The 23,356-nt window shown below is 51.8% G+C and carries 18 protein-coding genes; 11 read left to right on the top strand and 7 right to left on the bottom strand.

The window, feature by feature from the left end; all coding sequences use genetic code 11:
• Positions 1 to 2 precede the first annotated feature (2 nt).
• Positions 3 to 1,571, bottom strand: a complete 1,569-nt coding sequence (cydA, locus tag JSN25_RS12290) for a cytochrome ubiquinol oxidase subunit I (protein ID WP_038638936.1) — start codon at positions 1,569 to 1,571, stop codon at positions 3 to 5.
• 1,219 nt (positions 1,572 to 2,790) lie between these two features.
• Here cydA and glmS point away from each other — a divergent pair.
• The 10 genes from glmS (at position 2,791) to cobO (ending at position 13,896) form a co-directional block, all read left to right on the top strand.
• A complete protein-coding gene (gene glmS / locus JSN25_RS12285) occupies positions 2,791 to 3,240 on the top strand; it encodes a methylaspartate mutase subunit S (RefSeq protein ID WP_038638933.1) in 450 nt (149 codons plus the stop codon).
• Positions 3,240 to 4,634: a methylaspartate mutase accessory protein GlmL gene (glmL, locus tag JSN25_RS12280; protein WP_038638930.1), complete on the top strand. Its 1,395-nt coding sequence runs from the start codon at positions 3,240 to 3,242 to the stop codon at positions 4,632 to 4,634. Before glmS ends, glmL begins: the two co-directional genes overlap by 1 nt.
• 12 nt (positions 4,635 to 4,646) lie before the next feature.
• Positions 4,647 to 6,092, top strand: coding sequence for a methylaspartate mutase subunit E (locus JSN25_RS12275; protein WP_038638927.1), 1,446 nt, complete (start codon positions 4,647 to 4,649; stop codon positions 6,090 to 6,092).
• Complete coding sequence (locus JSN25_RS12270) at positions 6,092 to 7,333, top strand: methylaspartate ammonia-lyase (protein ID WP_038638925.1); 1,242 nt, start codon at positions 6,092 to 6,094, stop codon at positions 7,331 to 7,333. The genes JSN25_RS12275 and JSN25_RS12270 overlap by 1 nt, the downstream gene beginning before the upstream one ends.
• Positions 7,334 to 7,336: 3 nt before the next feature.
• Positions 7,337 to 8,707 (top strand): acyclic terpene utilization AtuA family protein, encoded by a 1,371-nt coding sequence (locus JSN25_RS12265; RefSeq protein WP_038638923.1) that lies wholly within the window; start codon positions 7,337 to 7,339, stop codon positions 8,705 to 8,707.
• Entirely contained in the window at positions 8,704 to 9,021 is a 318-nt protein-coding gene (locus JSN25_RS12260) for a DUF4387 domain-containing protein (RefSeq protein ID WP_006685446.1), read from the top strand. The genes JSN25_RS12265 and JSN25_RS12260 overlap by 4 nt, the downstream gene beginning before the upstream one ends.
• A gap of 168 nt (positions 9,022 to 9,189) precedes the next feature.
• A complete protein-coding gene (locus JSN25_RS12255) occupies positions 9,190 to 10,497 on the top strand; it encodes a dicarboxylate/amino acid:cation symporter (protein ID WP_038638921.1) in 1,308 nt (435 codons plus the stop codon).
• Positions 10,498 to 10,567: 70 nt separating this feature from the next.
• Positions 10,568 to 11,569, top strand: coding sequence for a glutaminase A (glsA, locus tag JSN25_RS12250; RefSeq protein ID WP_204524969.1), 1,002 nt, complete (start codon positions 10,568 to 10,570; stop codon positions 11,567 to 11,569).
• Positions 11,570 to 11,631: 62 nt separating this feature from the next.
• Entirely contained in the window at positions 11,632 to 13,284 is a 1,653-nt protein-coding gene (locus tag JSN25_RS12245; protein WP_061381689.1) for a class I fumarate hydratase, read from the top strand.
• Positions 13,285 to 13,293: 9 nt separating this feature from the next.
• Positions 13,294 to 13,896: a cob(I)yrinic acid a,c-diamide adenosyltransferase gene (gene cobO / locus JSN25_RS12240; RefSeq protein ID WP_137351011.1), complete on the top strand. Its 603-nt coding sequence runs from the start codon at positions 13,294 to 13,296 to the stop codon at positions 13,894 to 13,896.
• Between the two features lie 82 nt (positions 13,897 to 13,978).
• On the opposite strand, the gene JSN25_RS12235 is transcribed toward cobO, so the two are convergent.
• Positions 13,979 to 14,881: a LysR family transcriptional regulator gene (locus JSN25_RS12235; protein WP_038638907.1), complete on the bottom strand. Its 903-nt coding sequence runs from the start codon at positions 14,879 to 14,881 to the stop codon at positions 13,979 to 13,981.
• 405 nt (positions 14,882 to 15,286) lie between these two features.
• Here JSN25_RS12235 and cobA point away from each other — a divergent pair, with 405 nt between their 5' ends.
• Complete coding sequence (cobA, locus tag JSN25_RS12230) at positions 15,287 to 16,075, top strand: uroporphyrinogen-III C-methyltransferase (RefSeq protein WP_137351012.1); 789 nt, start codon at positions 15,287 to 15,289, stop codon at positions 16,073 to 16,075.
• Here cobA and JSN25_RS12225 read toward each other — a convergent pair.
• The 5 genes from JSN25_RS12225 to sucA all read right to left on the bottom strand — a co-directional run bounded on the left by JSN25_RS12225 (position 16,054) and on the right by sucA (position 23,337).
• Entirely contained in the window at positions 16,054 to 16,944 is an 891-nt protein-coding gene (locus tag JSN25_RS12225) for a PocR ligand-binding domain-containing protein (protein ID WP_137351013.1), read from the bottom strand. The genes cobA and JSN25_RS12225 overlap by 22 nt on opposite strands.
• A gap of 226 nt (positions 16,945 to 17,170) precedes the next feature.
• Positions 17,171 to 18,040, bottom strand: a complete 870-nt coding sequence (sucD, locus tag JSN25_RS12220; RefSeq protein ID WP_003022929.1) for a succinate--CoA ligase subunit alpha — start codon at positions 18,038 to 18,040, stop codon at positions 17,171 to 17,173.
• Entirely contained in the window at positions 18,040 to 19,206 is a 1,167-nt protein-coding gene (sucC, locus tag JSN25_RS12215; protein ID WP_038638897.1) for an ADP-forming succinate--CoA ligase subunit beta, read from the bottom strand. The genes sucD and sucC overlap by 1 nt, the downstream gene beginning before the upstream one ends.
• Before the next feature lie 91 nt (positions 19,207 to 19,297).
• Positions 19,298 to 20,521, bottom strand: coding sequence for a 2-oxoglutarate dehydrogenase complex dihydrolipoyllysine-residue succinyltransferase (gene odhB, locus JSN25_RS12210; protein WP_038638894.1), 1,224 nt, complete (start codon positions 20,519 to 20,521; stop codon positions 19,298 to 19,300).
• Positions 20,522 to 20,535: 14 nt separating this feature from the next.
• Complete coding sequence (sucA, locus tag JSN25_RS12205) at positions 20,536 to 23,337, bottom strand: 2-oxoglutarate dehydrogenase E1 component (RefSeq protein ID WP_038638891.1); 2,802 nt, start codon at positions 23,335 to 23,337, stop codon at positions 20,536 to 20,538.
• Between the last annotated feature and the right edge of the window lie 19 nt (positions 23,338 to 23,356).

The following is a 23,356-nucleotide window of genomic DNA, read 5'->3' as shown; positions in this document are numbered from 1 at the left end:
TCTTAGCGTGCCGGCTGAGAAGTCACATTGGACTGCTCAAAGTGATAGCGACCGGTTTTCAGGCTGCTCGGGCCGAGGCGTGCAAACTTGAACATTAAGAACAATTCTGCCACCAGGAACAGGGTATACAGGCCACAAATCAGGATCATGGAGAACAGCAGATCGCCTACTGTCAACGATGAGTTTGCCACCGCCGTTGGTAATACTTCGCCGATTGCCCATGGTTGTCGGCCATATTCGGCGACAAACCAACCTGCTTCTACAGCAATCCACGGCAGTGGAATACCGTACAGCGCGGCACGCAGCAGCCATTTTTTCTCACCGATGCGGTTACGAATGACGCTCCAGAAGGAAAGCGCAATAATGGCCAGCAGCAAGAAGCCACACGCCACCATGATACGGAAAGCGAAATACAGCGGCGCAACGCGAGGGATAGAATCTTTCGTTGCCTGTTGAATTTGCGCTTCGGTTGCGTCGGTGACGTTGTCCGTATAGCGTTTCAGCAGCAGACCATAACCCAAATCTTTCTTCATGCTGTTGAACTGGTCACGAACAGCCTGATCGGTTGACCCCGCACGCAATTCTTCCAGCAGCTGATACGCCTTCATCCCGTTACGGATACGCTCTTCATGCTGCGCCATGAGGTCTTTCAGACCAATGACCGGTGTATCAACAGAGCGGGTGGCAATGATGCCCAGCGCATAAGGAATTTGAATCGCAAATTTGTTTTCTTGTTTATCCTGGTCGGGAATACCGAACAAGGTAAACGCAGCAGGAGCAGGTTGAGTTTCCCACTCAGCTTCAATAGCGGCGAGTTTAGTTTTCTGTACGTCGCCCATTTCGTAACCGGATTCATCACCCAGCACGATAACAGACAGCACAGCCGCCATACCAAAGCTGGCAGCAATCGCGAAGGAGCGTTTTGCGAACGCAAAGTCACGGCCTTTCAGCATGTAATAAGCACTGATGCCAAGAATGAACATCGCGCCAGTGACATACCCTGATGCCACCGTGTGAACAAATTTCACCTGGGCAACCGGGTTGAGCACCAGTTCGGAGAAGCTCAGCATCTCCATACGCATGGTTTCGAAGTTGAAATCCGCGGCGATTGGGTTTTGCATCCAGCCGTTCGCTACCAGAATCCACAATGCGGACAGGTTAGAACCCAGTGCCACCAGCCAGGTGACGCACATATGCTGGACTTTACCCAAACGGTCCCAACCGAAGAAGAACAGACCTACAAAGGTGGATTCGAGGAAGAAGGCCATCAAACCTTCGATAGCCAGCGGCGCACCGAAAATATCCCCTACATAGTGGGAATAGTAAGACCAGTTAGTCCCGAACTGGAACTCCATGGTCAGACCGGTAGCCACACCCAGAGCGAAGTTGATACCAAACAACTTGCCCCAGAACTTGGTCATATCTTTATAAATCTGTTTGCCGGAAAGGACGTAGACCGTTTCCATAATGGCCAGCAAGAACGCCATACCGAGCGTCAGTGGCACAAACAGGAAGTGGTACATCGCGGTCAAGGCAAACTGTAAGCGCGACAGTTCGACTATATCTAACATCATGACTCCTTGCTCATCGCATGAAGACTCCGAGAGTGAACCCCGTTAGAAAGGGTCACACGCATGCCCCAATACAAATTTATCTGCTTCCTTCCGCCGCCGTTCATTCTTCTCATTTGAAGAAATGACAATGATGAAAGGTTACAAACATGTTAATAAAACACTCAAATTGATCCCGCAATTATATTACGCCGTAAAATCCTTACAATAAACAGGTTTTTATCGAGACAAATTTGCATTTTTCGATAGTGATCAATTTATAGCTAATTTACCACTTTCAGACCAATTTGATCTGCAGCAATTTAACCTCTTTTGACGATGTTTTCCAAGTTTTAAACTTTGATTTAAATCAATTTTCAAATTTGTTGTTAATGGTGTTTAACACTACGATGACTAGTGAACACCATGTTAACAACATGTTTTTCAATGAGTATTTGTCGTTACTATAAATGATAGGATATTTATTTAAATCTACACGGTCTTTTAACCGACCAGGCAAATAAAATTGCCAGCAGATAAAGAGTCACTATTGCTGGGTAGCTCACAGTTTTTTGTTTAGCAAGGCGTGGAATAGTTATTTCATACAAATTATTCATTTTATTTTTACTTATAATTAACACCGTGATGTAACTATCTCAACTGGAAGCGGAAACGCTCCCCATTGGCCAACGCATTGCATTGAGCGTTCTGGCGCAGAAAGTCCGCCTGTCACTTTTGTCATCACCATAAGTTATCGTTCACGTCGCGTCTTCGCTTCTGTGGCAAAGATTAAATATGCCACAAACAATTCATTATCATTTTTATCCTAAATTTAACAAAGGAATAATTGTGACATATAAGATTAATAAATAAAAAACCGTTAGGTTGTTCACAAGTTATTTAGTGAAGGGAATTTTTGAAATTATTAAAATTGTTACCTGAATGACGCGCCCAACAAAATAAGATTTTGATCACAAACATGGCAAGTTATTTATTACTCGATTTTCTAAAAAATTAAAACCAGAACAAAAAACACATAGCAACCACATGATTACAAACACATTTTTATGGGAATAAATATAACAATCATTTTTGTCAGGATATTTTGAAAATAGATCAATTGCTTCCTTTTTCTCTTCCACAGAAACTCCAACCCTATTAAAAGGTTGTCACAATCCAAGCTCTGAATATTAGAAAAGTATTTTCACTTATTGACCATCAGCCCTACAGAGGATTACCCATGAAAAAATCTACACTTGTTATTGGCGTTATCGGTGCTGACTGCCATGCAGTAGGCAATAAAGTTCTGGATCGCGTTTTTACTGCGCATGATTTTCACGTAATCAACCTCGGGGTGATGGTGAGTCAGGATGAATATATCGATGCCGCGATCGAAACAGGCGCCGATGCCATCGTGGTGTCCTCTATTTACGGACATGGTGACATCGACTGCCTCGGGTTACGTGAACGCTGCATCGAACGCGGACTCGGTGACATTCTGCTGTACGTCGGCGGCAACCTGGTTGTAGGCAAACATGACTTCGCCGATGTGGAAGTGAAGTTTAAAGAGATGGGATTTAACCGCGTCTTCGCCCCCAGCCACGATCTGGAAGATGTCTGTGCGCTTATCGCCAATGATATTCACCAACACAATGGCCTCGAACAGCGTTGCCTGGAAGAGGCTATCTGATGCAAACAGTTTCTGTCGATATCGGCTCGACCTGGACCAAGGCAGCCCTCTTCGCCCATGAAGGCGAGGAGTTAACCCTGGTAAACCATGTCCTGACCCCAACCACCACACATCATCTGGCAGACGGTTTTTTTGCCAGCCTGAATCAGGTGCTGAATGTTGCCGATGCTCGCCCGTTACTGAAAAGTGGTGAAGTGCAGTTGAAATACTCCTCCTCGGCTAAAGGTGGGCTCGCCGTTGCAGCGATGGGACTGGTGCCCTCCATTACGCTGGAATCGGCAAAAGTTACCGCCCATTCGGCAGGAGCGAAAATCGCGCAATATTATTCGTACAAGCTGAACCGTCATGACATACAGGAGCTGGAATCATCACCACCGGACATCCTGTTATTTACCGGCGGTACAGACGGTGGAGAAGAAAGCTATGGTCTGGCGAATGCGCGTGCATTGGCTGACTCGAAGCTGGATTGCGCCATTATCTACGCAGGAAACCGGGACATTCAGGATGAAATACAAACGATTCTCGGGCACAAGGATCTGACCACGGTAGACAACATTCTGCCCGATCTCGATCACCCGAATCCGTTTGCCGCACGCCAGGCGATTTGTGATGTGTTTTTGTCACGCATTGTGAAAGGCAAAGGTCTGGATGTCATTGTCGGTGAAACAGGCGAAGAGCCAATGCCGACGCCATGGACGGTATATGAGTTAGTCAAAGCCATTAGCGATTACGACAGCGCATGGAAGGAATTCATGCTGATTGATATGGGCGGAGCCACCACGGATGTCTATTCGGCCAGCGCGAATACCCTCTCCCCCGATACCGTCCTGCATGGCGTTCCAGAACCTTTCGTCAAACGTACCGTTGAAGGCGACCTGGGAATGCGCGTTTCCGCCGTCGTGGTGGGAGAAAGCACACAGGAAATGGTGAAAGTCATCTTCGCCCAACAGCCGCAGCGCGAGGAAGCGTTTTACCGCTACCTGCGTCATTTGGTTGGGCAGCCGGATTACCTGCCACTCAGCGAGGAGGAGAAATATTTCGACACTCTGCTGGCAGGTTTATGCGTGGGCTATGCCGCTGAGCGCCACGCGGGCACTAAAAAGCAGGTTTGCACCTGCGTGGGTAACGTGGATTTACAGATGGGTCGCGATCTCACCACCGTACGCAAAGTCGTCGGTTCAGGTGGATGGCTCTCTCGCGCCAGCCAGTTCGATATCCATAACTGGCTCAAATACCGGGAGCTGGACGACCAGGGTAAAAGAATTCTGTTACCGAACCAGTTTGAGTATTACCGCGATTCAAATGGCCTGCTCCCTCTACTGGCAAATGTCGCCAGGCTGTACCCGCAAGCCGCTGCTCGCACCAGCATTCAGTGTTTAACCCTACAAAACTAAAGGCAGCTACGAATGGAACTTCGAAATAAAAAATTGACCCATGACGAATTCATGACCGAAAGGCATCAGGTGTTGCAAACCTGGGAAACCGGTAAAGACGTTGAGAACTTCGAAGATGGCGTGAAGTACCAGCAATCTATTCCGGATAAAAAGCGCTTCTCCCTTGCCCTGCTGAAGGCCGATCAGGAAGGTAGAACCCTGAGCCAACCGCGCGCAGGCGTGGCGTTAATGGACGAGCATATTGCGCTGCTCAAAACGTTGCAGGAAGAGTGCGACCTCCTGCCAAGTACTATTGATGCCTACACCCGTCTGAACCGCTATGAAGAAGCCGCTGTCGGGATCCAGAAATCCATCGAAGCAGGGACTTCCAAGCTGAATGGTTTACCGGTCGTCAATCACGGGGTTGCTGCCTGCCGCCGTATGACTGAGTCGCTGGAAAAACCGATCCAGGTTCGCCACGGTACGCCGGACGCGCGCCTGCTGGCAGAAATCGCCATGGCCAGTGGCTTTACCAGCTACGAAGGCGGCGGTATCTCTTACAACATCCCTTATGCCAAACGCGTCACCCTGGAAAAATCCATCCGCGACTGGCAGTACTGCGATCGTCTGATGGGTCTGTATGAAGAGAACGGTATTCGCATCAACCGCGAACCGTTTGGTCCGCTGACCGGCACCCTGATCCCACCATTTATGTCCCACTCGGTTGCGATTATTGAAGGTCTGCTGGCGCTGGAACAGGGCGTGAAGTCAATCACCGTCGGCTACGGTCAGGTCGGTAGCCTGACGCAGGATATCGCCGCTATTCAGGCGCTGCGTGAGCTGTCCCACGAGTACTTCCATAACCACGGCTTCGACGATTACGAGCTGAGCACCGTTTTCCATCAGTGGATGGGCGGATTCCCGGAAGATGAAGCGAAAGCCTTCTCCGTTATCGCCTGGGGCGCAGCGGTTGCCGGTATGTCGGGCGCAACAAAAGTGATCACCAAAAGCCCGCACGAAGCGTTCGGTATCCCAACAGCGGCCGCTAACGCTCAGGGTCTTAAAGCATCACGCCAGATGCTCAACATGGTCAGCGACCAGAAATTCCCGCAGTGCGCAGCCGTGGAACAGGAAGTCGAGCTGATCAAGAGCGAAGTCCGCGCGGTGCTGAAAAAAGTCTTTGAACTCGGCAATGGCGATATTGCACGCGGTACGGTGCTGGCCTTTGAAGCAGGCGTGCTGGATGTGCCTTTCGCCCCTGCCGCCTGTAACGCCGGGAAGATTCTGCCGGTACGCGATAACACAGGCGCCATCCGTATTCTCGAAGCCGGCGCTGTTCCGCTGCCGAAAGACATTCTCGCCCTGCACCACGACTACGTCGCAGAGCGCGCGCATTTCGAAGGCCGTAAACCTTCTTTCCAGATGGTCATTGATGACATCAACGCCGTATCCCACAGTAAATTAATAGGAAGACCATAATGAAAATTAAACAGGCCCTTTTCACCGCTGGCTACTCCTCATTTTATTTTGACGATCAGCAGGCCATCAAAAACGGTGCCGGTCATGACGGGTTTATCTATACCGGCTCTCCGGTAACGCCTGGCTTTACCTCTGTCCGCCAGGCGGGTGAATGCGTTTCTGTGCAGTTGGTTCTGGAAAACGGCGCAGTGGCGGTAGGCGATTGTGCTGCGGTGCAATATTCAGGCGCAGGCGGTCGCGACCCGCTGTTCCTGGCTGAAAACTTTATTCCTTTCCTCAACGATCATATCAAGCCGCTGCTGGAAGGCCGTGACGTGGATGCTTTCCTGCCAAACGCCCGCTTCTTTGATCAGTTGCGTATCGATGGCCATCTGCTGCATACCGCCGTCCGTTACGGTCTTTCTCAGGCACTGCTCGACGCGGCGGCGCTGGCGACCGGCCGTCTGAAAACTGAAGTGGTGTGCGACGAGTGGCAACTGCCATGCGTTCCGGAAGCCATTCCATTATTTGGTCAGAGTGGTGATGACCGTTATATCGCCGTCGACAAGATGATCCTGAAAGGCGTGGACGTTCTGCCGCACGCGTTGATCAACAACGTGGAAGAGAAGCTGGGCTTTAAAGGTGAAAAGCTGCGTGAGTATGTGCGCTGGTTGTCTAATCGCATCTTAACCCTGCGCACCAGCGAGCGTTATCACCCGACGCTGCACATTGATGTCTATGGCACTATCGGTCTGATCTTCGATATGGATCCGGTGCGCTGCGCTGAATACATCGCCAGCCTGGAAGCGGAAGCTCAGGGCCTGCCGCTGTACATTGAAGGTCCGGTGGATGCCGGTAACAAGCCGGATCAGATCCGCATGTTAACCGCCATTACCAAAGAACTGACCCGTCTGGGTTCCGGCGTGAAAATCGTTGCGGATGAGTGGTGTAACACCTATCAGGACATCGTGGACTTCACCGACGCGGGCAGTTGCCACATGGTGCAGATCAAAACCCCGGATCTGGGCGGTATTCACAACATCGTTGACGCAGTGCTGTATTGCAACAAACACGCGATGGAAGCCTATCAGGGCGGTACCTGTAACGAAACGGAAATCAGTGCTCGCACCTGCGTACACGTCGCGCTGGCTGCGCGTCCTATGCGCATGCTGGTCAAACCAGGTATGGGTTTCGATGAAGGTCTCAACATCGTGTTTAACGAAATGAACCGCACCATCGCGCTGTTGCAAACTAAGGATTAAGAGATGGCACGCACATTTAAGATCTTATCGCCTACGGCTATCCTGGGTTATGGCTTCCCGGAAGAGAGTTTTCGTAAAGCCATGGAAGAGTCACCGGATCTTATTGCTGTTGACGCAGGTTCCTCCGATCCTGGCCCTCACTACCTGGGGGCGGGTAAACCTTTTACCGACAGGGCCGGAGTGAAACGCGATCTGCGCTATATGATCGTGGCAGGCGTTAAGAACAACATCCCGGTAGTGATTGGCACGGCCGGTGGTTCAGGCGCCGCTCCGCATCTGGAGTGGTGTCGCCAGATAATCCATGAGATTGCCCAGGAAGAAAAACTGTCCTTCTCCATGGCGCTCATCCCGTCTGATGTTGACAAAGAAATCGTTCATCAGGCGCTGGATAACGGCAAAATCACCGCGCTCGATTTTGTGCCTGAACTGACTCACGAGGCAATTGAAGACAGCACCTACATTGTCGCGCAGATGGGCGTCGAGCCATTCCAGCGCGCGCTGCAAGCCGGTGCGCAGGTGGTACTGGGCGGACGAGCCTACGATCCGGCCTGCTTCGCCGCGCTGCCGATTATGCAGGGCTTTGATGAAGGTCTGGCGCTTCATTGCGGTAAGATCCTTGAGTGTGCCGCCATTGCCGCCACCCCTGGCTCTGGCTCAGATTGTGCGATGGGGATCATTGACGACAACGGCTTTACGCTGAAAGCGTTCAATCCCAAGCGTAAGTTCACTGAAACTTCCGCGGCGGCGCACACCCTGTATGAGAAGTCCGATCCGTACTTCCTGCCGGGGCCAGGCGGCGTGCTGAACCTGAAAGCGTGCACCTTCACCCAGGTTAACGAGGGCGAAGTGTATGTCAGCGGTTCACGTCATGAAGAAACGCCGTATGCGTTGAAACTGGAAGGCGCACGTCAGGTTGGCTTCCGCTGCCTGACCATCGCCGGAACGCGCGACCCGATCATGATTGCCGGAATTGACACTATTCTCGAAGAGGTACAGGCCAGCGTTAAGCGTAACCTCTCGCTGAATGACGACAGTATCCGTATGACGTTCCACCTGTACGGTAAGAACGGTGTGATGGGCAACCATGAGCCGATGAAAACCGCCGGTCATGAACTGGGGATTTTGCTGGACGTCGTCGCGCCGACGCAGGATATCGCCAACAGCGTTTGCTCGCTGGTGCGCTCTACCCTGCTGCACTACGGTTATGAAAATCGCATTGCGACCGCGGGCAACCTCGCCTTCCCGTTCTCGCCATCCGATATTCAGAGTGGACCGGTGTATGAGTTCTCGATCTATCACCTGATTGAAGCGAGCGATGCGCTGCGTTTTGATTTCCATATTGAACAGGTGACGCCAGAAGGAGTTCAGGCATGAAACACTCAATTTGTTCGCTGGCGCAAGTCATTCGTTCCAAAAACGCCGGGCCGTACGAACTGGTTTTAGATATTTTATTTAAAACCCGTGAAGATTATCAGCGAGTGAAGCGTTCAGAACAATTAACGCCACAACTTATTGCTGGTTTGTATAATGTCAAACCTGACTTTATTCATAATATTGTCTGGTTTGACCCGGCGAATGCCGTAAAAATTGTCATGCCGCGCGATATTATCTCCGGCAACATTGGTGACAATGATGTTTATGGTGCGCAGCAACACGCGCCATTATTAAGTATTGAGTTCGACCTGTAGTAAAAAACACAATAACAGCCATTGGAGCACAGAATTCAGCTGTATCACAGTGCTTCGAATTATTCATGCGGTTGGTCACAACAGGCGTGCGTCTGAACTGCTGTCCAGGTTCAGGCGCGCGCCGCCCTACACAATTCCAATTACCAACCTTTATCCGATGGAGTACACATGAAGAAAATAAGTTTAACGAAGATGATCATATTAGGTCTGATACTCGGCATGATTGCCGGGGTGGCCATAAATAATATGGTCGCGGCTGAAACGGCAAAATCTTATGCAGCAGATATTTCCATTTTTACCACCATATTTTTACGCATGGTGAAAATGATTATCGCGCCATTGGTTATTTCAACTCTGGTTGTGGGTATTGCCAAAATGGGCGATGCCAAAACGCTGGGACGTATATTTTCGAAAACCTTCTTCCTGTTTATTTGCGCCTCACTGCTGTCAATCGCGCTGGGCCTGGTTATCGTTAATATTTTCCAGCCAGGCGCTGGCATCAACTTTGTTCCGCATGACGCCGGGGCCGTTGCCGCCGTTAAATCTGAACCGTTCACGCTGAAAGTATTTATCTCGCACGCGGTACCAACCAGTATTGTTGATGCGATGGCACGTAACGAAATTCTGCAGATCGTCGTCTTCTCAATTTTCCTCGGTTGCAGCCTGGCTGCGATTGGTGAAAAAGCCGAGCCGATCGTGAAGGTTCTGGACTCACTGGTGCACGTAATGCTGAAGCTGACGGGCTACGTCATGCTGTTTGCGCCACTGACCGTGTTTGCCGCTATCTCGGGTCTGATTGCCGAACGTGGTCTGGGAGTAATGGTCAGCGCCGGGATCTTTATGGGTGAGTTCTACCTTACGCTGGGTATGCTGTGGGCGATCCTGATCGGTCTGTCCACCATGATCGTAGGGCCTTGCATCGCGCGCTTAACGAAATCAATCCTCGAACCAGCACTGTTGGCCTTCACCACCTCCAGCTCTGAAGCCGCCTTCCCAGGCACGCTGGACAAACTGGAAAAATTCGGCGTTTCCTCAAAAATCGCCAGTTTCGTTCTGCCTATCGGTTACTCCTTTAACCTGGTCGGCTCGATGGCGTACTGCTCCTTTGCCACCGTATTTATTGCTCAGGCGTGCAATATCGAACTAAGCATGGGCGAGCAAATCACCATGCTGTTGATCCTGATGCTGACCTCGAAAGGGATGGCGGGCGTACCGCGTGCATCAATGGTTGTTATCGCCGCTACCCTGAACCAGTTCAACATTCCGGAAGCCGGTCTGATCCTGCTAATGGGTGTGGATCCATTCCTCGATATGGGTCGTTCCGCTACCAACGTCATGAGTAACGCCATGGGCGCTGCCATTGTAGGTCGTTGGGAAGGTGAACACTTCGGCCAGGGCTGTCGCGGAACTGCGCCAGTGAAGACACCGGAACAAGAACGTCCGGCGACCGAACCGTCAGAAGTTGCGATGTCCTGATAGCACGCGATTGCCGGATGGCGCTCGCGCTTATCCGGCAAGATGATGAATAAACCAACAGGATTACACCATGAATAAAACCCTTATCGGCGTGAGTATTTTTTCCTTCAGCGTTTTGTTTAGCGCAACCTCATTCGCGCAAACCGCGCCGGATTACGCAAAGATTATCGACCAGGCACATCAGAAATATAAAAGTAACAACGATGGCAAAGTCGCCGACTACATCCCTGCCCTGGCGACCTACAGCCCGAAAAATTTTGCCATCACCATTGCCACGGTGGACGGCAAGATCTATCAGGTGGGCGATGTTAACAAACCCTTCCCAATGGAATCCCTGAGTAAAGTCTTCACCCTGGCGCTCGCCATGGAACAACATGGCCCTCAGGTCGTCCTGGAGAAACTTGGGGCCAATGCCACCGGCATGCCATTCAATTCTGGTTTGGCGGTAGAACTGACTAAAGGCGCACCGGAAAACCCGCTGGTAAACGCCGGGGCGATGAGCACCGTTAGCCTGATCGAAGCCAAAGATAAAACCGATCGCTGGAACAAAATCCTCGACAACCTGAACGTCTGGGCTGATGCCACACTCACCGTGAACGAGCCGGTTTTCAAATCCGAGATGGAAACCAACCAGCACAACCAGGCGCTGGCGAAGCTGATGGAATCCTATAACAGCTTTTATGGCAACACAGACGACGCTGTCGAAATTTATACCCGTCAGTGCTCCGTCGATATCACCGTTGAGCAACTGGCCAAAATGGGCGCGGTACTCGCAAACAAAGGCAAATCACCGTTCAACGGTAAGCAATTGCTGAATGAAAAATATGTCCCACAGGTACTGGCTGAAATGGCCATTGCCGGCTTGTACGACGGTAGTGGTAAGTGGCTGTACACCGTAGGCATCCCGGCGAAAAGCGGCGTCGGCGGTGGGATGGTTGCCGTTGTGCCAGGCGAATATGCGATAGCCGTCTATTCCCCACCGCTGGATGAAGCCGGTAACAGCGTTCGTGCCCAGAAAACGATCGAATATGTCGCCGAAGCGACCGAAGCGAATGTCTTTTTAGCAAAATAAAACTCTATGCCGGATAGCGCTTCGCTTATCCGGCAAACAACACGAAGAGGTGAGAAGTAAACATGTCTAAACCATTTGTCTGGCAGGAACTCTTTGTTCAGGGTAAAGATAGTACCGAATATGAATTACTGAGTAATCAGCACGTTACAGTTTCGGAGTTAGACGGAGAGGAAGTGATTAAGGTTGCGCCTGAAGCGTTAACCTTATTAGCACAGCAGGCATTTTATGAGGCTTCATTCTTCCTGCGCGCCGGACATTTGAAACAGATCGCCAGCATTCTGCACGATCCACAGGCCAGCGGTAACGATAAGTATGTTGCATTGCAACTGCTGCGCAACGCTGAAGTTTCGGCCAAAGGCGTGCTGCCTAACTGTCAGGATACCGGAACGGCAACGATTGTGGCCTGCAAAGGTCAGCATGTCTGGACCGGCGGCGATGACGCAGAAGCGTTAAGCAAAGGCGTGTATACCACCTTCACCGAAAACAACCTGCGTTATTCGCAAAATGCCCCGCTGGATATGTACACCGAGGTCAATACTCAGACTAACCTGCCGGCACAAATCGATATCAGCGCCACGCCTGGCAATGAATACCGCTTCCTGTTTGTCAACAAAGGCGGCGGCTCGGCCAATAAAGCGGCGCTGTTCCAGGAAACAAAATCCATTCTGCAACCGGAAAAGCTCACCGCCTTTCTGATCGAAAAAATGAAATCACTGGGCACAGCCGCCTGCCCGCCGTATCACATCGCTTTCGTCGTTGGAGGCTTGTCGGCCGACCAGGCGCTGAAAGTCGCCAAGCTGGCTTCAACCAAGTATTACGACAACCTGCCCACCAGCGGGAACGAACTGGGTCAGGCGTTCCGCGATACGGCCCTGGAAGCCGAGTTGCTCAATGCCAGCCGTGAGTTTGGTATCGGCGCGCAGTTTGGCGGCAAGTACTTTGCCCACGATATCCGCGTGATTCGACTGCCGCGTCACGGTGGTTCCTGCCCTATCGCCATGGCCCTCTCCTGCTCAGCCGACCGCAACATTAAGGCTAAAATTAACAAACACGGTATCTGGCTGGAGAAACTGGAGCATAACCCGGGCAAATTCATTCCTGATTCCCAACGGGTAGAAAATGGCGCCCAAACCGTACAGTTGGATCTCAACCGCCCGCTACGCGAGATTCTGCACGACCTGTCCGCTCTGCCTATCGGTACTCGTTTGTCGTTAAGTGGTCCAATTGTTGTCGCCCGTGATATTGCCCACGCTAACATCAAAGCGCGCCTGGATAACGGCGAACCGATGCCGGAATACATGAAAAAGCATATCGTCTATTACGCAGGTCCCGCCAAAACGCCGGAGAATCAGGCCTGTGGTTCAATGGGTCCCACCACTGGCGGGCGCATGGATGGGTATGTCGATGCTTTCCAGGCACAAGGCGGTAGTCTCATTATGCTCACCAAAGGTAACCGCAGCCAACAGGTCACTGATGCCTGCCATAAACACGGTGGATTTAGCCTCGGTAGCATCGGCGGCGCCGCGGCCCTGCTTGCCCAACAGTACGTGAAAAGCCTGCACTGCCTGGAATATCCCGAACTGGGAATGGAAGCGGTCTGGATGATGGAAGTTAAAAATATGCCGGCCTTCGTGTTAGTCGACGACAAAGGTAATAACTTCTTTAGTCAGTTTGAGCAGCAACATCGCTGCGCAACCTGTCCGGCAGGACATTAAGGAGACGTAATGGAAGCGCGAGCCAATAATGACAGACACCGCCAACGTCAGCAGAAACTGAAAGAACAGGTTGATACCCGCGTGGCGGCGGCAACGGAGAAGAAAGGGATCCTGATTGTCTTCACCGGTAACGGTAAAGGGAAATCCACCGCAGCCTTTGGCACAGCAACGCGCGCGGTTGGTCACGGAAAAACCGTTGGCATCGCGCAGTTTATCAAAGGTCAGTGGGATAATGGCGAGTACAACACCCTGCAGCCGCTCGGCGTTGAATTCCATATTATGGGCACCGGATTTACCTGGGAAACCCAAAACCGGCAAGCGGATATCGACGCGGCCACTTTAGTCTGGCAAGAAAGTAAGCGCATGCTGGCTGATGCGCATTACGATCTGGTGGTGCTGGATGAACTGACTTACATGCTGGCTTACCACTACCTGGATACCCAGGAGGTTCTCAGCGCCATCGAAAATCGCCCTGTCGGTCAGAGTGTTATCGTCACCGGGCGCGGATGCCACGCACTGTTGCTGGAACTGGCCGATACGGTCAGCGAAATTCGCCCGGTCAAGCACGCGTTTGACAGCGGTATTCAGGCGCAGGTGGGAATCGACTGGTAGCCATTCTTTTGCCGGATAACGACGCCCTGGCGTCTTATCCGGCCTACCGTTCTTTGCAGGCCTGACAAGGCACACGGTACCATCAGGCAGGCGATACCACAGATTTATTCAACAGCCAGTCCCGGAAGATCTGTAAATGCACAGATTCCGCTTTCTCTTCACGCCACGTCATGATGAAACGGTTCCCGGTTCGCATCGGGACATCGCAAGGAATGACCATATCACCACTGTCCAGATCGTGCTGAATGGCAAAACGAGGAAGCAATGCCACGCCCAGATTAGAGCGAACCGCCGCAATCAGCATCGACAGCAGATCAAATCTTGGACCTTTATTGACCAACGGGCTGCTGACGTCTGACAGCGCGAACCATTCCTGCCAGCCTTTGATACGCGTGCTTTGGTGTAAAAGCGGGAATTCGTTCAGCAACTCCTCGACCGCCAGTTTCCGCTCCGGCTCAGCCAGCAAGCAGCGGCTGCAGACCGGCAGAATTTCCTCTTCAAACAGGTACTCAACGCCCGACCATGGCGAGTAGAAATCTTCACGCATGATTGCCGCGTCATACTCCCGATTGAGAAAATCACCAATATTCGCCAGCGAATGGATATTCACGATAATATCAGGATTGAGTTTGTTGAACTCGCGCAGATTCGGGATCAGCCAATGCGTGCTGAAGGTCGGATTCACTGCCAGCTCAATAACCTGCACCGTCGGCTGCCAGGTCATTATCGTCGTCGTATCTCGCTCAAGTTTATTTAACGTTTCTTTAACGATACTTAAATAATGTTTGCCCGCCGCATTTAAAAAAATGCGTTTCTTGGCATGATTAAATAGCGAGGTATTCAGAAAATCCTCCAGTGCATTCACCTGACGGAAAACAGCACTTTGTGTTAAAGCCAGCTCTTCAGCAGCCCGGGTATAACTTTCGTGACGCGCAACAACTTCAAAAGTTACCAGCAACTCCGTCTTCGGTATTTTTCCTCTCATAACCTCTTCCATATGCAGCGTACAAAAATAGTTTAATTTATAAAAAATAATTCAAGACACCCAGATAAGCATCGAGAGTTATATTTTATTTCATCCATTGATGTCATTGATCCAATCCATGATTTACTCATACAGATGGCGGATAAATATTAACCAATAATACTCAAGCACAACAATAAACACAATTTAAATAAGGTTAAACCTATGCAAATAGTGCCAATAAGTTCTTAATAATTTTTCAAGTTAACTTGTTTATTGCAGAAAAAACTTTGCGAGATTAATCAATATTATCCATGCGATAATTTTAGATAATTTCACGTTATAACTTACGGGCAAACGACTGCTTTTAATCATTCCTTGATGTAGTTTCTGCCTTTTTTTGTTAGACGTGATAAAGGACACAATGTGAAAACTTTCGGAAAGGTCTGGCTCGTTGGAGCAGGTCCCGGTGATATTTCATTGCTCACCCTCAAAGCGATGATGTGCATTAAGCAGGCTGATGTCATTATTTACGATCGGCTGGTCAATCCCAAAATTTTGGAATGGGCATTACCTGATTGCCTGCTTATCAATGTCGGCAAAAATCCCGGCTTTCATTGTGTTCCCCAGGATGAAATTAACGCATTACTGATCCAGTATGCCCAAACACATAACAACATCGTACGCCTGAAAGGGGGCGATCCTTATGTGTTTGGTCGTGGGGCCGAAGAAGTTGAAGATCTTGTTGAAGCGGGTATCCCATTTGAAGTTGTGCCGGGTATCAGTTCTACCATCGGCGGCCTGGCCTATGCCGGGATCCCGGTGACGCATCGCGATTTCGCCTCCGGTTTTCACGTGGTGACAGGCCATACGCGGGAAGGCAACCAGCAGCAGGACTGGCGTCAACTGGCGAAGCTAAATGGCACGCTGGTTATCGTCATGGGAATCGCCAATTTGGCGTTTATTTGCGAAGAGCTGTTGATGGGCGGTAAATCAGCAGATACACCCGCAGCGCTAATTATGTCCGCCACCCGAGAGAATCAACGCCGACTAACCTGTACGCTCGGTTCATTACTGAGCAAAGCGCAGGAGGCTAACATTGCACCACCTGCGCTGATTGTTATTGGCGAGGTGGTGACCCTGAGCGATCGACTCTCTTTTATACCGGAAGCCATCACCATGGCAGAAGATCTTTACTGCGAAAGTCTGGCATGACGAAAAGACTGGGGCGACGTTTGATGCGCCGCCCTGAAAACGCGGCAAAAGTAGCTGGTTTGCGCGTATTGAAGTTTCCGGGCAATACTGTCTATTGAGTGCACGGGATCGTGCAACAACTCCCCCGCTTTTTGCATTTTTTTCTGATTCACCCAGGTTTTAAAATTAACGCCCTGCCGCTTCTTAAAAAATCGGCTGAAATAGTTCGCGCTTAAGCACACATGCGCCGCTACGGATTCCAGGGATAATTCACCATACAAATTTTCATCAATATAACGCAGCGCCGCCAGAAGTTTTTTCTCATGACGAGAAGGTTCAGTGAAATAATGACGAACGTAACGGGTCGGTGGGGCGAATATCTGATCGGATTGTCGCTCTTGCTCATAGTTATCAACAATAAAACTTAACAAATTAGCCGATGCCACCAGCGTATTATTATCCACTACCGCAACCTGACCCCATTCAGCTTTTATTTTTGGGTCATCCATCCATGAAAATTTATTATTAATTACGATAGTTTTATATTCCTGATACTTTGACCGGACCTGCCCGCAAACAATAAAACCATAAAGATGCCCTTCATTAATTATTGGCATCGAGAACAAACTTAACCCTGCATGACAGGTGAGTATTCTGGGTTTAAGCTGTTTTAGCCCCTCAAAAGCGCACTGCTTATCGCATTTTTCGCAACCTACACGATACCGCTCATCCGCCCGCATTAATGTGCAGAACGAATTAAAATTATGACAATCCGACAGTGCCTTGCCGTGAATATCAATCACGACCGCGGCTAACCCGGTCGCGCGAGAGAATACTTCGGCTATCGAGAAAAAAACGTGTAAATAGTCATTCTGGATTTTCAGCGGCACGCTCTCCTCCGGCACTCATGATATTAAAGCCGGTAATATGCAGAATTTAATCAAGAGAAAGAATGATGCTGACCGCAAAAAATAATCTCATTTATGAATATGATTATGATCGAATCGCAAGAGAATAGACGGCAGAAAACAAAAAAGGCCATCATCAGATGGCCAACCATGTCGAAACGGGACCAGCCCTTGACCATGCAGATAGTCAGGGCTGTTTTTTTACTTCTTACTTAATAACGGTTTTCAGCGCTTCGCCGATATCGGCCAGGCTGCGAACGGTTTTCACGCCGGCAGCTTCCAGAGCCGCGAATTTCTCGTCCGCGGTACCCTTACCACCGGCGATGATCGCACCGGCGTGGCCCATACGTTTTCCTTTCGGCGCGGTGACGCCCGCGATGTAGCCGACAACCGGCTTGGTGACGTGATCTTTAATGTACGCCGCCGCTTCTTCTTCCGCGCTACCGCCGATCTCACCGATCATCACGATCGCTTCAGTCTGCGGATCTTCCTGGAACAGCTTCAGAATGTCGATGAAGTTAGAGCCTGGAATCGGGTCGCCGCCGATACCGACACAGGTGGACTGGCCGAAACCGTAGTCGGTGGTCTGCTTAACCGCTTCATAGGTCAGCGTACCGGAACGGGAAACGATACCCACTTTACCCGGCTTGTGAATGTGACCCGGCATGATGCCGATTTTGCATTCGCCCGGGGTGATCACGCCTGGGCAGTTCGGGCCGATCATGCGCACGCCCGCTTCGTCCAGCTTCACCTTCACGGTCAGCATATCCAGCGTCGGGATACCTTCGGTGATGGTGATAATCAGTTTGATGCCTGCATCAATTGCTTCCAGGATGGAGTCTTTGCAGAACGGCGCCGGAACGTAGATAACGGTGGCGGTTGCGCCGGTCGCTTCTACCGCTTCACGCACGGTGTTAAACACCGGCAGACCCAGGTGAGTGGTGCCGCCTTTGCCTGGCGTTACGCCGCCAACCATCTGCGTACCGTAAGCAATCGCCTGTTCGGAGTGGAATGTCCCCTGGCTACCGGTGAAGCCCTGGCAGATAACCTTGGTATCTTTATTAATTAAAACTGACATTATTTCCCCTCCACTGCGGCAACAACCTGCTGAGCTGCATCCGTCAGACTTTTCGCTGCAATAATATTCAGGCCGCTATCAGCCAGTTTTTTCGCGCCGAGTTCGGCGTTGTTGCCTTCCAGACGAACGACAACCGGAACGTTAACGCCCACTTCCGCTACCGCGCCGATGATACCGTCAGCGATCAGGTCGCAACGTACGATACCGCCGAAGATGTTAACCAGTACGGCTTTTACATTGTCATCGGAGAGGATGATTTTGAACGCTTCGGTCACGCGCTCTTTGGTCGCGCCGCCGCCCACGTCGAGGAAGTTAGCCGGTTCGCCGCCGTGCAGTTTAACGATATCCATGGTGCCCATTGCCAGGCCCGCGCCGTTAACCATACAGCCGATGTTGCCGTCCAGCGCAACGTAGTTCAGTTCCCACTGTGCCGCCTGCGCTTCACGCGGATCTTCCTGAGACTGGTCGCGCATTTCACGCAGGTCAGCCTGGCGGAACAGCGCGTTGCCGTCAGCGCCCAGTTTGCCGTCGAGGCAGATCAGGTCGCCCTGTTTGGTCACTACCAGCGGGTTGATTTCGATCAGCGCCAGGTCGCGCTCCAGGAAGATAGTCGCCAGACCCATGAAGATCTTGGTGAACTGCTGAACCTGTTTACCTTCCAGACCCAGTTTGAACGCCAGCTCGCGTCCCTGGTAAGGCATCGGGCCTGCCAGCGGATCCAGCGCCACTTTGTGGATCAGGTGTGGGGTTTCTTCCGCCACTTTTTCAATTTCCACGCCGCCTTCGGTAGAGGCCATAAAGACCACGCGACGGGAGCTACGGTCAACCACTGCGCCGAGGTAAAGTTCTTTACCGATATCGGTCGCCGCTTCAACCAGGATCTGATTTACCGGTTGGCCATTCGCGTCTGTCTGGTAAGTCACCAGACGTTTCCCCAGCCAGTGCTCAGCAAAAGCGCGAATGTCTTCTTTGCTGTTAACAACCTTCACACCGCCCGCTTTACCACGGCCACCAGCGTGAACCTGACATTTCACTACCCACGGGCCTGCGCCGATTTTAGATGCGGCTTCTTCAGCTTCACGCGGAGTATTACAGGCATAACCCACCGGTGCCGGTAAGCCATAGCGGGCAAAAAGTTGTTTTGCCTGATATTCATGTAAGTTCATGTGTTCTGTCCATCCTTCAGGTAATCGTTATCTTTTACCCGTAGGCCTGATAAGGCGTCCAGACCTACGGGGCAGGTGATACTCTTTTTCGTTACACGTCCAGCAGCAGACGCGTTGGATCTTCCAGCAACTCTTTAATGGTTACCAGGAAGCCTACTGACTCACGACCATCGATCAGACGGTGATCGTAAGACAGCGCCAGATACATCATCGGCAGGATTTCAACCTTGCCGTCTACCGCCATCGGACGATCTTTGATGGCATGCATACCCAGGATGGCGCTCTGCGGTGGGTTGATAATCGGCGTAGACATCAGGGAACCGAACACACCGCCATTAGTGATGGTGAAGTTACCGCCCGTCAGATCTTCAACCGTCAACTTGCCGTCGCGACCTTTTACTGCCAGCTCTTTAATGTTCTTCTCAATGTCAGCCATACCCAGCAGATCCACATCACGCAGGACCGGCGTTACCAGGCCGCGCGGCGTGGAGACCGCCATGCTGACATCAAAGTAGTTGTGGTACACCACGTCATCGCCATCGATAGAGGCGTTGACTTCCGGATAGCGTTTCAGCGCTTCAACCACCGCTTTCACGTAGAAAGACATAAAGCCCAGACGGATACCGTGGCGTTTCTCGAACGCGTCGCCGTACTGCTTACGCAGGTCCATAATCGGCTTCATGTTGACTTCGTTGAACGTCGTCAGCATGGCGGTGGAGTTTTTCGCTTCCAGCAGACGTTCGGCTACGCGTTTGCGCAGACGAGTCATCGGAACACGTTTTTCGCCACGCGCACCCAGTTGAGGCTGAGGCGCAGGCGCGGCGGCTGGTGCTTTGGCTTCGGCTGTTGCTGCCGGCGCTTTGGCCAGATGCTTTTCCACATCTTCGCGGGTAATGCGGCCACCGACGCCAGTGCCTTTGATGGCGCTGGCTTCGAGGTTATGTTCACCGAGCAGGCGACGGATCGCCGGGCTCAGGGCATCGTTGTTCTGCTCAGTAAGCGACGCCTGCTGGCGCTGTGCCGGAGTCGAATCTTTCTCTTCAGACTTGGCGCTGGTTTCTTTACCCGCGCTGTTGCCTTCACGCAGGCGACCGAGGATCTGGCGAGAGGTGACGGTTGTCCCTTCATCTTCCAGAACCGCATCAAGGATACCGTCCGCTGATGCCGGTACTTCCAGTACCACTTTGTCAGTTTCGATTTCTACCAGTACTTCATCACGACGTACTGCATCGCCCGGTTTTTTGTGCCAGGTTGCAACCGTTGCATCCGCTACGGATTCAGGCAGGTCGGGAACAAGAATATCTACGCTACTCATTATTTATCCTTTATTTAATCGACGTTCAGCGCGTCATTAACCAGATCTTGTTGCTGTTTCTGGTGAACGGACATATACCCTACTGCCGGAGAGGCAGAGGCCGGGCGACCTGCATAACGCAGAGCGGACCCAAATGGAATCACTTCACGGAAATGATGCTGACTGCAGTACCATGCGCCCTGGTTGAGCGGCTCTTCCTGGCACCAGACAAAATCATGTACGTGAGCGAACGGTTTCAGCGCTTCCTGCACCGCTTTATGCGGGAACGGATAGAGCTGTTCGATGCGCACAATGGCAACATCTTTTTGATCATTCTTGCGGCGTTGCTCCAGCAGGTCGTAATAAACCTTACCAGAACACATCACGACACGCTTCACGCCTTTCGGATCAAGCTCATCGACTTCGCCAATGGCCGGCAGGAAGGTGCCATTTGCCAGTTCATCCAGCGTAGAGACCGCCAGCGGATGGCGCAGCAGCGACTTCGGCGACATCACCACCAGTGGACGGCGCATACCGCGCAGCGCCTGACGACGCAGCATGTGGTACACCTGTGCCGGGGTAGACGGGACGCAAACCTGCATGTTTTGCTCAGCGCAAAGTTGCAGATAACGTTCCAGACGCGCGGAGGAGTGCTCCGGACCCTGACCTTCGTAGCCGTGCGGCAGCAGCATAACCAGACCGCACATACGACCCCATTTCTGTTCGCCGGAAGAGATGAACTGGTCGATAACGACCTGAGCACCGTTGGCGAAGTCACCGAACTGCGCTTCCCAGATGGTCAGCGTGCGCGGTTCCGCCGTGGCATAGCCGTATTCAAACGCCAGCACTGCTTCTTCAGACAGTACGGAGTCCCATACGCGGAACGTGCCCTGGCCGTTATGCACATGCTGCAGCGGCGTGTAGGTTGAACCGTTTGCCTGGTTATGAATCACCGCGTGACGGTGGAAGAAGGTTCCGCGACCGGAGTCTTCACCCGACAGACGAACCGGAATGCCTTCGTCAACCAGCGTGGCGTAGGCCAGATTCTCTGCGCCCCCCCAGTCGAACAGCTTCTCGCCTGCGGCCATGGCCTGACGATCGCCGTAAATTTTGGCAACGCGCGACTGCATTTCAACCGCTTCAGGGACAGTGCTGATGCGTTTAGCCAGCTCCTGCAGACGCTTCATCTCAACTTTGTTCGGGTAGCTTTCGTCCCATTCGTGGTTGAGATATGGCGACCAGGTGAAGGAGTGCATGTTCATTGGACGCCACTCTTTCACTACACACTCGCCAGCATCCAGCGCATCGCGATACAGGTTGACCATTTCGGTCGCATCTTCCAGCGTGGCGACTTTGTCCGCTTCCAGCTTGTCGGCGTAGATTTTGCGCGGCGTCGGATGCTTTTTGATTTTCTGATACATCAGCGGCTGGGTTGCGCTCGGCTCGTCGGCTTCGTTGTGGCCGTGACGGCGGTAGCACACCAGATCGATGAAGACATCGCGTTTGAAGGTATTACGGAAGTCCAGCGCCAGACGCGTGACGAAAGCGACCGCTTCCGGGTCATCCGCATTGACGTGGAAAATCGGCGCCTGAACCATCTTACCGATGTCGGTGCAGTATGGGGTAGAACGCGCATCCAACGGGTTAGAGGTGGTGAAGCCCACCTGGTTGTTGATAACGATGCGAACGGTACCGCCCACTTCGTAACCACGCGCTTTCGACATGTTCAGGGTTTCCTGAACCACTCCCTGCCCGGTGACTGCCGCATCGCCGTGAATGGTGATAGGCAGGACTTTATTGCTGCTCGGCTCATCCAGACGATCCAGACGCGCACGGACGGAACCGATTACCACTGGGCTAACAATTTCCAGGTGCGACGGGTTAAACGCCAGCGCCAGGTGTACCAGACCGCCTTCGGTTTCGATATCCGATGAGAAGCCCATGTGGTACTTCACGTCGCCAGTGCCGAGGTGTTCTTTATGTTTGCCCGCGAATTCGTCGAACAGGTCCTGCGGCTTTTTACCCAGCACGTTGACCAGTACGTTCAGACGACCACGGTGCGCCATGCCCAGCACCACTTCACGCGTACCGCTGTTGCCCGCGTGGCGGATCATCTCTTTGAGCATCGGGATTAACGCATCACCGCCTTCCAGCGAGAAGCGTTTCGCGCCCGGGAACTTCGCACCCAGGTAGCGTTCCAGGCCTTCCGCAGCGGTCAGTTCGCTGAGGAAGCGTTTTTTCTCTTCGCTACTGAACGCGGCACGGCCAGACTCGATGCGCTGCTGAAGCCAGCGTTTTTCTTCGGTGCTGGTGATGTGCATATACTCGGCACCAATCGGACCGCAGTAGGTTTGTTTCAGCGCAACAACCAGGTCGCTCAGCTTCATGGTGTCTTTGCCGCCGGCAAAAGAACCTACGTTAAAGCTTTCCTGAAAATCCGCATCGGTCAGATCGTGGAAAGACGGATCCAGATCGGCCACTTTCTCTTGCTGCCACAGTCCCAGCGGATCGAGATTCGCATGTTGATGACCGCGGAAACGGTAGGCGTTAATGAGCTGCAGGACTTTAACCTGCTTCACATTGGCATCAGGGTCGGAAATAGAAGAAGAGTAACGTGGGGTAATCAACGCCTGCCGACGGAAATAATCACGTGTTTTTGAGTGGAGTTGATCCGGTTTGACTCCGGTGCCAGGTAACTGCTGGAACGTCGAACGCCAGTTAGCATCTACCGAGTCAGGGTCGGTTAAGAAGTCTTCATAGAGCTGTTCTATCCAGCTCTGGTTCGAGCCAGAGAGGTAAGAAGAGTCCAACCAGGCTTTCAAAGCGCTGTTCTGCATCGTGATCCCTTAAGCATCT

The organism is Citrobacter cronae (assembly GCF_016893685.1).
GTDB lineage: Bacteria > Pseudomonadota > Gammaproteobacteria > Enterobacterales > Enterobacteriaceae > Citrobacter > Citrobacter werkmanii.
The sequence above is the reverse complement of the archived record's forward strand: the minus strand, read 5'-3'. Positions and strand labels throughout refer to the sequence as shown.

Bases quoted from the DNA above. Each gene is read 5' to 3' on its own strand.
- JSN25_RS12260 (WP_006685446.1), top strand. From the start codon at position 8,704: ATGAAACACTCAATTTGTTCGCTGGCGCAAGTCATTCGTTCCAAAAAC.
- JSN25_RS12255 (WP_038638921.1), top strand. From the start codon at position 9,190: ATGAAGAAAATAAGTTTAACGAAGATGATCATATTAGGTCTGATACTC.
- cydA (WP_038638936.1), bottom strand. From the start codon at position 1,571: ATGTTAGATATAGTCGAACTGTCGCGCTTACAGTTTGCCTTGACCGCG.
- glmL (WP_038638930.1), top strand. From the start codon at position 3,240: ATGCAAACAGTTTCTGTCGATATCGGCTCGACCTGGACCAAGGCAGCC.
- sucC (WP_038638897.1), bottom strand. From the start codon at position 19,206: ATGAACTTACATGAATATCAGGCAAAACAACTTTTTGCCCGCTATGGC.
- odhB (WP_038638894.1), bottom strand. From the start codon at position 20,521: ATGAGTAGCGTAGATATTCTTGTTCCCGACCTGCCTGAATCCGTAGCG.
- sucA (WP_038638891.1), bottom strand. From the start codon at position 23,337: ATGCAGAACAGCGCTTTGAAAGCCTGGTTGGACTCTTCTTACCTCTCT.
- JSN25_RS12265 (WP_038638923.1), top strand. From the start codon at position 7,337: ATGGCACGCACATTTAAGATCTTATCGCCTACGGCTATCCTGGGTTAT.
- glsA (WP_204524969.1), top strand. From the start codon at position 10,568: ATGAATAAAACCCTTATCGGCGTGAGTATTTTTTCCTTCAGCGTTTTG.
- JSN25_RS12245 (WP_061381689.1), top strand. From the start codon at position 11,632: ATGTCTAAACCATTTGTCTGGCAGGAACTCTTTGTTCAGGGTAAAGAT.
- cobO (WP_137351011.1), top strand. From the start codon at position 13,294: ATGGAAGCGCGAGCCAATAATGACAGACACCGCCAACGTCAGCAGAAA.
- glmS (WP_038638933.1), top strand. From the start codon at position 2,791: ATGAAAAAATCTACACTTGTTATTGGCGTTATCGGTGCTGACTGCCAT.
- JSN25_RS12275 (WP_038638927.1), top strand. From the start codon at position 4,647: ATGGAACTTCGAAATAAAAAATTGACCCATGACGAATTCATGACCGAA.
- JSN25_RS12270 (WP_038638925.1), top strand. From the start codon at position 6,092: ATGAAAATTAAACAGGCCCTTTTCACCGCTGGCTACTCCTCATTTTAT.
- JSN25_RS12235 (WP_038638907.1), bottom strand. From the start codon at position 14,881: ATGAGAGGAAAAATACCGAAGACGGAGTTGCTGGTAACTTTTGAAGTT.
- sucD (WP_003022929.1), bottom strand. From the start codon at position 18,040: ATGTCAGTTTTAATTAATAAAGATACCAAGGTTATCTGCCAGGGCTTC.